Source organism: Streptomyces sp. NPDC030862, from assembly GCF_055571835.1.
This window is the reverse complement of record NZ_JBVIEN010000001.1, coordinates 697765-710048: the sequence shown is the minus strand read 5'-3', so window position 1 is coordinate 710048 and position 12284 is coordinate 697765. Positions and strand designations below refer to the sequence as shown.

At 75.4% G+C, this 12284-nt stretch carries 9 protein-coding genes and 2 pseudogenes; 5 read left to right on the top strand and 6 right to left on the bottom strand.

The genetic code is table 11. The features are described from left to right. Positions 1-104: 104 nt before the first annotated feature. Positions 105-389 (top strand): hypothetical protein, encoded by a 285-nt coding sequence (locus ACZ42X_RS03255; protein ID WP_468283714.1) that lies wholly within the window; start codon positions 105-107, stop codon positions 387-389. Positions 390-435: 46 nt separating this feature from the next. Here ACZ42X_RS03255 and ACZ42X_RS03250 read toward each other — a convergent pair. Next, positions 436-1283, bottom strand: a pseudogene (locus tag ACZ42X_RS03250) (LysR family transcriptional regulator). A gap of 78 nt (positions 1284-1361) precedes the next feature. On the opposite strand from ACZ42X_RS03250, the gene ACZ42X_RS03245 reads away from it, so the two are divergent. Both ACZ42X_RS03245 and ACZ42X_RS03240 read left to right on the top strand, forming a co-directional pair. Next, positions 1362-2354, top strand: coding sequence for an EamA family transporter (locus tag ACZ42X_RS03245; protein ID WP_468283712.1), 993 nt, complete (start codon positions 1362-1364; stop codon positions 2352-2354). Beyond that, the gene (locus tag ACZ42X_RS03240) at positions 2351-2983 is read left to right on the top strand and encodes an NAD(P)-dependent oxidoreductase (RefSeq protein WP_468283710.1); all 633 of its coding nucleotides are present in this window, start codon (positions 2351-2353) and stop codon (positions 2981-2983) included. Before ACZ42X_RS03245 ends, ACZ42X_RS03240 begins: the two co-directional genes overlap by 4 nt. Positions 2984-2994: 11 nt before the next feature. On the opposite strand, the pseudogene ACZ42X_RS03235 reads toward ACZ42X_RS03240, so the two are convergent. Continuing rightward, positions 2995-4921: pseudogene (locus ACZ42X_RS03235) on the bottom strand (DUF2264 domain-containing protein). Between the two features lie 101 nt (positions 4922-5022). After that, a complete protein-coding gene (mmuM, locus tag ACZ42X_RS03230) occupies positions 5023-5949 on the bottom strand; it encodes a homocysteine S-methyltransferase (RefSeq protein ID WP_468283708.1) in 927 nt (308 codons plus the stop codon). 153 nt (positions 5950-6102) lie between these two features. On the opposite strand from mmuM, the gene ACZ42X_RS03225 reads away from it, so the two are divergent. Then, positions 6103-7152 carry a rhamnogalacturonan acetylesterase gene (locus ACZ42X_RS03225; RefSeq protein ID WP_468283706.1) on the top strand — a complete coding sequence of 350 codons (1050 nt, stop codon included), beginning with the start codon at positions 6103-6105 and terminating at the stop codon, positions 7150-7152. Positions 7153-7177: 25 nt separating this feature from the next. On the opposite strand, the gene ACZ42X_RS03220 is transcribed toward ACZ42X_RS03225, so the two are convergent. Further along, on the bottom strand, positions 7178-7696 hold the full coding sequence (locus ACZ42X_RS03220; RefSeq protein WP_468283704.1) for a hypothetical protein: 519 nt from the start codon (positions 7694-7696) through the stop codon (positions 7178-7180). Positions 7697-7996: 300 nt separating this feature from the next. Between ACZ42X_RS03220 and ACZ42X_RS03215 the strand changes: the two genes are divergently transcribed. Further along, entirely contained in the window at positions 7997-8200 is a 204-nt protein-coding gene (locus tag ACZ42X_RS03215) for a cold-shock protein (protein WP_190203608.1), read from the top strand. Positions 8201-8293: 93 nt separating this feature from the next. Here ACZ42X_RS03215 and ACZ42X_RS03210 read toward each other — a convergent pair whose 3' ends face one another. Both ACZ42X_RS03210 and ACZ42X_RS03205 read right to left on the bottom strand, forming a co-directional pair. Continuing rightward, positions 8294-9196 carry a trypsin-like serine protease gene (locus ACZ42X_RS03210; protein ID WP_468283701.1) on the bottom strand — a complete coding sequence of 301 codons (903 nt, stop codon included), beginning with the start codon at positions 9194-9196 and terminating at the stop codon, positions 8294-8296. A 105-nt stretch (positions 9197-9301) separates the two neighbouring features. Further along, positions 9302-12064, bottom strand: coding sequence for a helix-turn-helix transcriptional regulator (locus tag ACZ42X_RS03205; RefSeq protein ID WP_468284118.1), 2763 nt, complete (start codon positions 12062-12064; stop codon positions 9302-9304). Positions 12065-12284: the final 220 nt, after the last annotated feature.

The following is a 12284-nucleotide window of genomic DNA, read 5'->3' as shown; positions in this document are numbered from 1 at the left end:
GGGCCGAGATGCCGGGTTGAGCAGTGTCGTCGGAGACCGGGGCTCGTTGCACTTATCTGTAGGAACCTTTCTCTTCTTCCGATCCGTACAGGAGCAGAGCAGATATGAGCATTCGTCCCGGTATCCGACTGATCACCGTGTGCGCCGGCGTGGCGGGCGCGAGCATGGCGGCGATCGTTCCGGCCGCCGCCGTCGCGACCACCGTCGCGGAGCACCCGCCGGCCTCGGTGGGTACGCCCATCTCCTCCAACCTCAACAGCACGGGCCTGCTCGCCTCGGGCCCGCAGGGGCAGGGCAAGCCCGGTCAGGCCTCACCGCTGCCGGTCGGTGGCGGACCCGTCGGCAGCCTCCTCGGTGGTGTGCCCGCCGGTCTTCCGCTCGGGGGCTGACGGGCGGGACGGCGCCCCGGCGCCACCGCACCGCCACACCACCGCATCACTGCGTTCCTGCGCCACGCCCGTGCTCTTCCAGCGTGCGCAGGAACGCCGTGGTCGCCGGAGTCGGGTTGAACTCGCTCCAGACCAGGTACTCGACCCGGCGCGGCCCCCCGGTGATCGCTACGGTCGCCAGCCCGGGCAGGCCCGCCGCGACCGCGGACGGCAGCAGGGCGATGGCGAGCCCCTGCCGGACCAGCCGCACCATCAGATCCGGCGCCAGCACTTCGAACGCGACCTCACGCGTCAACCGCGCCTCCCCGAACGCCCGGTCACTCTGGGCCCGGCCGGGCGTTCCGGCGGGGAAGTCGACGAACGTCTCCTCGGCGAGCCGCGCCAGGCCCACCCGGGCCCTCCCCGCCAGCGGGTGCCCTTCGGGTACGACGGCGACCAGCCGGTCGCGCGCCAGCAGCCGTGCGCGGACGCCCCGGGGCCGGTCGCCCTCCGGCAGGCCCAGGGCCGCGACATCGAGGTCTCCCGCCACCACCTGGGCCGTCAGCTCGTCGCTGGCGGCCACGCGGAGGCTGATACGCACCTCGGGGTGGCGCTCCCGGAACACCCGCAGCACCGCCGGGACGTCGATCGCGGCGCCACCGCCGCGGCGGCCTCGGCGGCGGCGCGGCCGGCCGCCTCCAGTGACTGCCGCGCCGCCGGCAGGAACGCCTCCCCGGCGGCCGTCAGCTCCACCCGCCGGCTCGTCCGGGCGAACAGCTTCACCCCGAGCTCCCGTTCCAGCGCGGCGACGCGGTGGCTCAGGGCGGACTGGACGACGAAGCACCGCTCGGCGGCGCGCGTGAAGTTCCGCGTCTCGGCCACGGCGATCACGTAACGCATCTGCTGCAGATCCACCGATTCATCGTGCAGCACGATCGTTGGAATGAAAACCATGCGTTGGATTCATGGCTGCTGGGCGCCGACACTCGATGCATGACCACGGGGACGGCGCTACCGCGCACCACGACGCAGCAGATCAACCCATCGGCCGACCGGAGGGCACGGCGCTCCCGCTGGGCGCTCCTCCTTCTCATCGTCACGACCGCGCTCGCGCCGATGGCGTGGGGCACGACCTACTGGGTCACGACCGAACTCCTCCCGCCCGGCCACCCGTTGTTCGCGGCGCTGACGCGCTCGCTGCCGCTGGGGCTGCTCGCCGTCGCGGTCACCCGCACACTGCCGCGCGGTGACTGGTGGTGGAAGGCCGCCGTGCTGGGGGTGCTCAACATCGGCGCCCCCTTCCCGCTGCTCTTCGTCGCCGCGGAGCGGCTGCCCGGCGGTGTGGCCGCCACCCTCGGCGCGGCCCAGCCGCTGATCGTGGCGGGGCTTGCGATCGTCGTGCTCAGCGAATCGCCGTCGTCCTGGCGGTTGTCGTGGGGGGTGGCCGGAGTCGTCGGCGTAGGGCTCGTGGTGCTGCGCCCCGGCGCCGGGTTCGACGCGCTCGGCGTCGTCGCCGGGGTGGGGGCCGCCGGGTCGATGGCCGCGGGGGTCACGCTCACCAAGCGCTGGGGACGCCCCGCCGGGGTGGGCCCGCTGCCCTTCGCCGGCTGGCTGCTCTCCGGCGGGGGACTGTTCCTGCTGCCGCTGGTCCTGCTGTTCGAGGGCGTACCGCCGTACGTCGACGCGCACGCGGTGACGGGGTACCTCTGGCTCGCGACCGCCGGCGGGCTGATCGCCTATGTGCTGTGGTTCCGCGGCATCGGCCGCCTGCCGGTCACCGCCACCTCCCTCCTCGTCCTGCTCTCCCCGCTCGTCGCCGCGGTGGTCGGGGCCGTGCTCCTCGGTGAGGTCTTCACGCCGACGCAGCTCGGCGGCTTCGCCCTCGCGCTCGCGGCGCTCGTCGCCGGGCAGTTCACCCCCTCACGCGTACACCTCCCCCTACCGCGGGCCGACGTGCCGCGCACCCGGAAAGGCCACCACTCATGAGGATCACCGTCATCGGCGCCACCGGCATGGTCGGCTCGCGCGTCACCGCCGAAGCCGTACGCCGCCGTCACCACGTGACCGCCGTGTCCCGGCGGCCTCCCGAGCGGCAGGCGGCGGGCGTGACGGCGCTGGCCGCGGACTTCACGACCGCCGGTCTCCCGGACGCCGCCCTCGCCGGAGCCGACGCCCTCGTGCTGAGCGTCCCTCCGGCCCTGGACGACGCCACCGCCGTGACCGGCTCCACGCACCGCCTTCTCGACGCCGCGGCGACCGCGGGCGTCCGGGTGCTGGTGGTCGGCGGCGCCGGACCGCTCCGCACCCCCGGCGACCCCGCCCGGCTCGCCGTCGACGACGAGACGTTCGTCCCTGCGCAGTGGCGGTCCATCGCCCGCGCCAGCCTCGCGCAGCTGCGCGCCTGCGAGAGCCACACCTACCGGGGCTGGACGTATCTCAGCCCGCCCGCGCTCCTCGAACCGGGCGAGCGCACCGGCACCTACCGGTGGGGCCGGGACACGCTGCTGACCGACGCCGCCGGGGTGTCGCGCATCAGCGCCGAGGACCTCGCGGTGGCCGTCGTCGACGAGCTGGAACGGCCCGCCGGCGCGGCGCACCTGACCGTCGCCTACTGACCGGAAGGGCGCTACGGCCGGCGATGCGCCACCGTCACCGTCACGGTCACCGACGGCGTGAACGCGACCCGCGTGAGCGATCCGTCGCCGGTCCAGCGCACCTCCACCGAGTCGCCGCCGTCCGTGCCTTCCAGGACCGCCGCCTCCGCGAGCGGAGCGGGGTCCGGGGAGGCGGTCAGGGAGGCGAGGGCCACCAGCAGCGCCGTACCGCCGTCGCACGGACCGGTGCCGACGCGGGGGACGGTGGCCCAGCGGGTGTACGCCGTCCCCTGCGGCGCGCGCAGCTCGGCGGCGTCCGCATCCGCCCAGCCGTGCAGGCCGTACAGCTGCGAGACGAGCGGCTCGCCCGGGCCCGTGGCCCACCCGGACAGGTGGACGCGCGCACCGCGCGGCAGGCCCGTCACCCGGTGCACCCGCAGCTCGTACCGGCCGCGCGCCACCGTCACGTGCTCCACCCGCAGGCCCGGCACCATCGGCGCGCCGGAGGGGAAGGAGGGCCGGTGCCAGGAGGCGGCCCAGCCCCAGCCGTCGCCGTGGCCCGCGCCCAGGGGACGGACCCGGCACCGTACGGACGGGACGCCGTCGACCTCGACGGACAAGGTGGTTGTCGGGTGCGTTGGCGGCCGACGTCGGCCCGGTACGGGTCGAGTAGGCGAGCCGTCCGTACAGCACGTCGTGCCGGTCCGCCGACTCGCCCTCGAAGGGCCGCAGAGGGTCGCTGCCGTGGTTGTGCAGCCGCGCGATCCCGTCGGCGGCCGTCGTCTGCACCAGCAGCCCCGGCGCGGGCAGTGCCCGCACCCGGTCGGCGCCGTCCTCGGCGGGCGCGGCCTCCTCCCGCACGGTCCACAGCGGGTCGTCCGCCGGGACGAGCAGCGCCACGAACGCCTTGGACGCCCAGTACGGCGACGCCGGGCCCGAGTACGCCTGGAGCGTCGGCTCGTGCGGGCCGTGCCAGCCCGGTGTCAGCAGCCCGTCGCCGTCCACGGCACCCCGGTCCAGGAAGTACCGCAGGCAGCCGCTCAGCAGCCGCCGCGAGACCCCGGGTGTCAGCGGCGTGTGCCCGGTCAGCGCGCCGAGGCCCACCGCCGCGCCCGCCGCGAAGCGGTACGTCAGCGACCGACCGAAGTGGACCGGCGCCCCGTCCCCGCCGAACAGCAGCGAGAACCCCTCCAGATGCGCGCGCAGCCGGGGCCCGTAGACGTCCAACAGACCCTCGTCGCCCGCCAGGTGGGCGTGGAGCACCGGATACAGGTGCAGGGCCCAGCCGTTGTAGTGGTCGAAGGCGCGGCCGTCGCCGTCCGCGTACCAGCCGTCGCCCCGGTACCAGGACTCCAGCAGCCCGAGGCCCCGCTCGACCGCCCGCGCGGTCTCCGCGTCGCCGCGTCCGACCGACTCCAGGAACCCGGCCACGGTGAGCGGGAAGAGGTACCAGTTGTTCGGCGCGGGCGTGTGCCGCAGCGCCCCGCGCAGCCACGCCTCCGCCCGGTCCCGTACGGCGTCGTCGAGGCGGTCCCACAGCCACGGCCGGGTCAGCCGCAGCCCGAGCGCCACGGAGGCGGACTCCACCATCGGCTGCCCCTGGACGTGGTGGTCGAGGACGAGGGGCCACGACTCGGCGTCGTCGCGGCCGGGCGTGCGCGTACCCGCCGCCAGCCCGTCCGCGTACCGTCCGAGCAGCCCGTACGGGTCCCCGCCGCCGGCGCCCGCGACCCGGAAGGCGGCCGCGAGGAAGGTCCGGGCGTATCCCTCCAGGCCGTCCGAACGGACCCCGGACACGGACGGGCGCCCCGGCAGGTCCAGCAGCGCGCCCCCGGGCGTCGCCCAGCGCCAGGCCGCCCGGACCAGGCCGTCGGCCACCGCCTCCCAGTGGGCGCGGGTGAAGCCGGTGTACGGGCTGGACTCGCGGTCGTCGGGCGGCAGCTGCGGCACCTGCGGCATCGTGTCACTCCCGTCGTCGGAACACGGGAAGGGTGATCGCTCGGCGGTGAGCCGGTCAATGGATCGCCGGCAACCGATCAGGCGATCAGACGATGAGACGGTCAGCGGAGTCGGGTGGCGATCTCCGCGATCGTCTCCGGCCCCACCCGGCAGCACCCGCCGATCAGCCGCGCCCCGGCCCGCCGCCAGCCCGTCACACGGTCGGCGGAGAAGGTCGGACGACCGTCCCACGCGTGCGCCCGGGCGTCCCAGCGCTCGCCGCTGTTCGGGTACACGACGACCGGCTTGCCGGTCACGCGGGCGGCGAGCGCGACCGCCCGGTCGGCGTCCTCGGGGGCGCAGCAGTTGACGCCGACGGCCACGATCTCCTCCGCGTCCGCCGCGAGGGCGAACGCCTCTTCCAGCGGCTGCCCGGCGCGCGTCCGCTCCCCGGCGACGGTGTACGACAGCCAGGCCGGCACGCCGAGTCCGCGCACCGCGCGGAGCAACGCCCGCGCCTCGTCCGTGTCCGGCACGGTCTCCAGCGCCAGGACGTCCGGCCGGGCGGCGGCCAGCACCTCCAGACGCGGCCGGTGGAAACGCTCCAGCTCGTCGACGCCCAGCCCGTACCGCCCCCGGTACTCCGAGCCGTCGGCCCGCATCGCCCCGTACGGCCCGGCGGATGCGGCCACCCACAGCGCCCGGCCGGGGCTTTGGGCCTCTACCCGGCGCGCGGCCTCGCGCCCCAGCTCCACGCTGAGCGCCAGCAGTTCGGCCGCCCGGTCGTGGTCGATGCCGTGCCGGGCGAAGCCCTCGAAGGTCGCCTGGTAGCTGGAGGTGATCACGACGTCCGCGCCCGCCGCGTAGTACGCCCGGTGCGCCGCGACGATCGCGTCGGGCCGTTCGGCGAGCAGCCGCGCCGACCACAGGTCGTCGGAGAAGTCGTACCCGGCGGCCTCCAGCTGGTTGGAGAGGCCGCCGTCCAGGACGAGGGCGGGGCCGTCGGTGAGGGCGTCGGTGAACGGGGGAGGGGTGACGGCGCTGCTCATGACGCCGAAGCTAGCGGAACCCGCGCCGTGCGCCGCGCTGCCGGGGGAGGGCGCCTGAGGTTTCTTGGTGCCATGAACGCCGTGAACGCCATGAGCGCCTTGAGCACCTTGCACCGTAAGAGACGTACCGCCCTGCTGGTCGCGGTTGCCGCCATGACCCTGCCTCTGCTCCCCGTCTGGGCCGTCCTGCCCGCGCACGCGTCGACGGCGTACGGGCAGGCGGTGGACGACTGCACCGGGACCCGCTACGGCTCCGGGGCCGGGACCCGTGTCGTGCCCGTCGTCTGCCACTTCGACGTCCCGCCCGGCACGTACGACGTCACCGTCACGCTCGGCGGCGAGCGCGCCGGCGCCACCTCCGTCACCGCCGAGACGCGGCGCGCGATGCTCCCCGAGACCGCCACCGCGGCCGGTGAGCGGATCCGCCGCTCCTTCACCGTCGACGTACGCACCCCCGAGGGCGAGCCCACCGGGCCCGCCGGGACGCCGGGGCTGCAGCTGGTCTTCGGAGGCCCGGCGCCCGTGCTGTCCGCGGTCCGCGTCACCCCGGCGCCGTACGCCACCCGCAGGATCGTGCTCATCGGCGACTCGACGGTGTGCGACCAGCCGGGTGAGCCGTACGCCGGCTGGGGGCAGCGGCTGCCCGAGCTCCTCAGGCGCGGGCTCTCGGTCGCCAACCACGCCGACTCCGGCGAGAGCACCGTCACCTTCCTCGCCCACCCCGCGCTCTTCCCGGCCGCGCGACAACGCGTCCGTCCGGGCGATCTGGTGCTCATCCAGCTGGCCCACAACGACAAGCGGACCGACGCGCCGACCTACCGCGCGAACCTCACCGCGCTCGTCGACGGCGTACGCGCGCGGGGCGGCCGTCCGGTGCTCGTCACGCCTATCGTGCGCCGCTGGTTCAACGCCGACGGCACGCTCGACAACGACGCGGCCCTGCTCGTCAACGCCCTCGGCGTCGACCACCCGGCGGAGATCCGCGCCCTGGCGGCCCGGCTCGGCACCCCGCTGGTCGATCTGACCGCGCTCACCAAGGCGCGGGTGGAGGCGCTCGGTACGGAGGCGTCGAAGGCCCTGTACCTGACGGACGAGAAGCGCGACAACACCCACACCTCGGTGCGCGGCGCCACCGAGTACGCCGGGCTCGTCGCCGACGAGCTGGTGGCCCAGGGCCTGATCGGCTCGTGGCAGCGCAGGTGAGGCGGCGAGAGCGGGTGAGGGACGGTCAGACGCAGGTGCCGAGGGCCGCCAGGGCCGGCCACGCCGAGTCGGCGGCGAACAGACGGGGCCGCGCCGCCGCGCCGGGTGTCAGGAGCGCGTAGTGCAGCGGCGTGAGGGACAGTGCGCCCCACGGCTCGACGGTGTGGACGCGGGCCAGTACCTCGCCGCAGCGACCGCAGCCGATCCACGGCACGACGGCCTGACCGGTGCCCTGGGCCGGCAGCGGCCGGGCGTCCGGGTGCTCGATCAGCCGGAGCGGCGGCTCCTCCGCGCCCGGCCGGACGGCGGCGCAGTGCAGGAGCCGGGGCGTGAGCACCTCGCCCATGCCCCACTCCCGGGCCACGACCGCGATCTCGGCGACGACGGCCTCGCTCACCACCACGCCGTGTGCCTGGAGACCGGCCACGAGCCGGTCGAGACCGGCTTCCTGTTCTCCTGTGGCCCACAGGTCCCTGACCTCGGTGGCCGCAGGCTCCGGCAGCAGGTCGGCGAAGCGATACCAGCGAGTAACTTCATCGATCACTTGGAGAGATTATCGGGAGGAAGGCGAAGGTGAACGGTCCGGGGGCAGGACGGGGCCCAGGCCGCCTCCGAGGACGGTCAGGGCGATCGGTGGCCGGGTTCCGGACCGGCGCCCCCTGAATGGCGGGAAGTTGCTCTCTGGTGATGAGCCCCTTCACGGTGTAGCGTCGATGCCAGATGTCGTGGTTCGCAGTTCCTGCCCACGCGGAGGCGTGGGCTTCTTGCTGTGCAGTGCAGGACCAGGGCGATCACCTCCGGGTCCGCGCGGTGCGGACCCGTCATCAAACTGAGAGGCACCAGCATGGCCAGCGGAACCGTGAAGTGGTTCAACTCCGAAAAGGGCTTCGGCTTCATCGCGCAGGACGGCGGCGGTCCGGACGTCTTCGCGCACTACTCCAACATCAACGGCAACGGCTACCGCGAGCTCCAGGAGGGCCAGGCCGTCACCTTCGACATCACGCAGGGCCAGAAGGGCCCGCAGGCGGAGAACATCACCCCCGCCTGATCGCCGTGACGGCGCCCTGAGCGCGCCTCGCGCCCAAGGGCCCCCGGAAGCCGGTGCTTCCGGGGGCCTTCGCCGTCCATCCCTCCGCCAGGCTCAGGGAAGCTTCGTGAACGGCGAGAGGAACGCCCGGGCGCCCGGGCTGTCCAGGCGGTAGGTCACATTGGTGGCGTAGCACGGCGAGTCACCCGTGACGGTGGTGGCGACGAGCGTGCGCCTGCCGCCCAGCGTCGCGAAGTTCGGGCCGCCCGAGTCGCCGTAGCAGGCACCGCCGTTGCCCTGCGGCGCCGTCATGGCCAGGCGCAGCCAGGCGCCGTTGAGGGCGTCGTACGTGACGGGTGCCTTCATCCGGACACCGCCCCCGGGGTGCGTGTGGCCGCCCGGGCCGCGCCGGGCCTCCTGGGTGCCGTAGCCCGCGACCGTGAACGGCGTCTCCCTGAGCCCCTGCGGGCCCAGCGCGTTCAGCGCCCCCGCCTTCGGCAGCGCGGCCGGGGTGAACGCCCAGCGTGCCGCGAGCCGGTCCGCCGGTACCTCGACCACCGCGATGTCGTGGGTGTCCGAGGCCGGGCCGGGGTACGCCGGGTGGTGGTGCGCCGTGCCGGGGACGGCGACGGCGCGGGCGACCGCCGCCGGATCGCCGGGGTGCCGCTCGGCGGCCCGGTCGAGCGCCCCTTGGACGTCCTGGTCGAGGGAGACGAAGAACCGCACGTTGGCCGGCCAGTCGCTGGTGCAGTGCGCCGCCGTCAGGAACGTGTCCGTGTCGATCATCGTGCCGGAGCACACCCAGTCGACCCGGTCCGCGGTCGCAGGGTCGTCGTCGTGGTCCCAGGTGGCCACGAGCGCGCCGACCTCGGTGCGCTCGGGCGCGGGCGTGGCGTTGTACGAGTTGATCGCGGAGGACGGCAGGGCCGCGCCGAGGACGAGCGCGCAGGCCGCGGCGAGGACGGCGGTCGCGCGCGCGGAAACGGCGGTGGAGGCCGTGGCGAAGGTGGTGGTCAAGAGAAACCCTTCGGTGCGTCGGGGCCGGGACGGGGGATTCTCCTGTGGGGGGAGCTGCGTCAGTGAAGCGCGTGAACGGCCGGCCGGGCAAGGGCCCTGCACGGCTCAGGACCCGGCGCCCTGGTTCAGCACCGTCGCCAGCTGCGCCCGCGAACGGACGTCGAGCTTCTGGTAGATGCGCGTCAGCCGTGCTTCGACGGTCTTCACGCTCAGGTACAGCCGGGCCGCCGCCTCCTGGTTGCTCGCCCCCTCGCCGACGAGCCGCGCCAGGTGCAGCTCCGCCTCGGTGAGCCGGGACAGGGCAGCGTTCCCCGCCGGTGCCGCGCCCGGCGCCGGCTCTGCGTACGACGGGTTCTCCGCGGTCAGCGCCAGCCACGGCACCGCGCCCGCCCGCTCGAAGACGGCCGCCGCCGCGTGCAGCGCCTGCTGCGCCGCCGACCGTCTGCGCCGCCTGCGCTCCACCCGCGACAGCGCGATCAGGCAGCGCCCCTGCTCCAGTACGAGCCCGTGGGCGGCGAACCGGTCGGCCGTCTCGGCCAGCAGGGCCACCGCCTCGTCGGTCTTGCCGCCCGCCGCCAGGCACAGTGCGTACGCCCGGTCGAAGCCCAGCAGCACCGTCGTACGGCCCAGGCGCTCGGCGACCGGGCCGACGTCGGCGAGGAGCGCCTCCGCCTCGTCCCGCGCGTCGTTGGCCAGCAGTGCCTCGGCCAGCTCCTCGTGCCAGCGCACCATCGACGGGTCCACGGCGCACTGGGCCTTCTCCGCCTCCTGCACGCGGCGCAGCGTCTCCAGGGCGCTCGCCACGTCCCCCGTGACCAGCTGGACGCGGCCGAGGGCGTAGAGGCTGCGCGAGAGGAAGACGTGGTCGCCCTCCTCCTCCGACGCGCGCACACTGCGCCGGGCGTATCCCGCGGCCCGCGCGAAGCTGCCGCCCGCCGTCTCCGCGAGCGCCAGGTGGTACCACGCGGGCCCCGGCGACAGGCCCGCCTCCAGGGTCAGCGCGAGCGACCGGTGGGCGTGCGCGAGGGCCGCCGCGCACTGCCCGCGCCGGGCCTCCACCTGGGAGAGGGTGTTCAGCAGCTCGATGGCGTCCTCGACCGGGCCGCGCCGCTCGACCAGCGGGAGCAGGGCGTTGAGCTGGTCGCGCGCCTCGGTGAGCCGGTCGTCGAAGAGCGCGTGCCGGATGGTCAGGATCTGGGCGGCGTTGCGCACGCCGAGCGGCCGGTCGGTCATCTCCAGGGCCCGCGCCTCGGCCAGCGTCCGTTCGGCGTCCGGCGAGCCGAGCGCCCTGTCCATCCGGGCCTGTACGGTCAGGGCCTTCGCCGCCGTGTGCCGGTCGTCCACCGACGCGGCGAGCGCGGCCGACTCGACGGCGGCCGCCCGCGAACGTACCGGATCGCCGTCCGCGAGCACGTACTTGACCGCGAGCCGCAGCAGGACGCCCGCCCGGAGCCGCGGGTCGCCGTCGGAGTCCTCCATGGCGTGCACGTACAGCTCGTCGAGGTCCGTCAGCCCCTGCCCGGCCGTGTCGAGTACGGCGAGCCGGGCGCGCACCCGGTCGGCGGGCGCCGCGTCGCGGGCGAGCAGGTCGGCTGCGGCGCGCATCGCGAGATCGGCGCGGGCGGCGCGGGCGGCCTCCTCGGCGGCGTCCACCAGCCGGGCGATGCGCCGCTCCCCGAGGCGTACCGGCGTCGACTCGGCGGCCAGCAGCGCCAGTTCGGCGGCGAGCGCGCTGTTGCCGCGGCGGCGGGCGGTCTCCGCGGCGGTGGTGACCTCGGCGGCGAGGTCCTCGTCGGGCACGTCTGTGGCGAGCGCCCGGTGGCGTACCGCCTCCACCGGGTCGTCCGCCACGCGCGCGAGCGCCGCGTGTCCGCCGCTGCGCTCGGTCCAGCAGGTGTCGTGGACGAGGGTGGAGGGCAGCAGGCCCGCCGTGAAGGCGACCGTGCCGTCCTCGGTCACCGATATCAGGCCGGCGCGCTCGGCCGCGGCCAGCTCCGCCTCGGCGGTGGGGCGGCCGGCGCGGCGGATCAGCGCCGCCGTCGGGCGCAGCGCGAGCGCGGCGAGCAGCAGCGTGGCGCGCACGTCGGGCGTGGCGGGGGCGAGCATGCGGCGTGCGAGGTCGCGGGCCCGGCCGGACAGCGGCAGCGCCTCGGCGTGGTGCACGGGCGTCCGCGCGTCGGCCAGCGACCGGCCGACGGCGAGCGCGAGGCGCGGGTTTCCGCCGCTGGTGCGGTGGATGCGCCCGGCCATCCGGGACGGCAGCCGGTGGTGGACGAGGAGTTCGGCGATCTCGTCGGCCTGGAGCGGCGGTACGAGCAGGACGTCGGCCTCCGAGGGCACCCACAGGGTGCAGGAGGCGCCGTCGGCGTACGGGTCCGGCGTCTCGACCGCGAGGACGCGCAGCGTGGGCGGGGCCAGGTGGAGGGCGAAGCGCAGCAGGTCGGCGCTCTCCGCGTCGATGCGCTGGACGTCGTCGACGACGAGGAGGACCGGCCCGCGCTCGGCCAGGGTGCGCAGGATGCGGGCGATGCCCAGGCGCAGCGCCACGGGGTCCCAGCCGGTTTCGGGCGCCGTGGCCTCGCGGCACAGGACGGCGACGGCGGCGCGTTGCGGCTCGGGCAGCCCGTCGAGCGCGGCGGCGGGCACGGAGGCGATGAGGGCGGCGGCCGCGGCACCGGCCATGTCGCGGTCGGCGGGCTGCGGGGCGAGCCACAGGACCGTTTCTCCACGGCCGCAGGCGGCCTGGTCGGCGGCCGCCTGGGCGACCTCGGTCTTGCCGATCCCGGCCGGGCCGGTGAGGAGCGCGCGGCCGCGGGTACGGAGGACCTGGTCCAGGCGCGTCAGCAGCTCCGCCCGGCCGACGGGCACGACGCGTTCTCGCGGGGTGGCGCGCTCGCGTGACGTCGTGCGCTCGCGTGACGCCGCCCGGTACGGCGTCGACCCCGCCTGCACCACGCTCACCACCGCCCTCCGTCCCCGCTTGGGAGCAGAGAATACGAACCCGGCCACCCTCGTCCAGGTGTCGTGTCCGGCATGTGGACGGTCCGCCGGGGAAGCGCGACGGGGCGTGCCCGCGGCGCAGTGCCGC

Coding starts and splice junctions, on each gene's coding strand:
- ACZ42X_RS03255 (WP_468283714.1), top strand. CDS start 105: ATGAGCATTCGTCCCGGTATCCGACTGATCACCGTGTGCGCCGGCGTG.
- ACZ42X_RS03225 (WP_468283706.1), top strand. CDS start 6,103: ATGACCCTGCCTCTGCTCCCCGTCTGGGCCGTCCTGCCCGCGCACGCG.
- ACZ42X_RS03240 (WP_468283710.1), top strand. CDS start 2,351: ATGAGGATCACCGTCATCGGCGCCACCGGCATGGTCGGCTCGCGCGTC.
- ACZ42X_RS03215 (WP_190203608.1), top strand. CDS start 7,997: ATGGCCAGCGGAACCGTGAAGTGGTTCAACTCCGAAAAGGGCTTCGGC.
- ACZ42X_RS03245 (WP_468283712.1), top strand. CDS start 1,362: ATGACCACGGGGACGGCGCTACCGCGCACCACGACGCAGCAGATCAAC.
- mmuM (WP_468283708.1), bottom strand. CDS start 5,949: ATGAGCAGCGCCGTCACCCCTCCCCCGTTCACCGACGCCCTCACCGAC.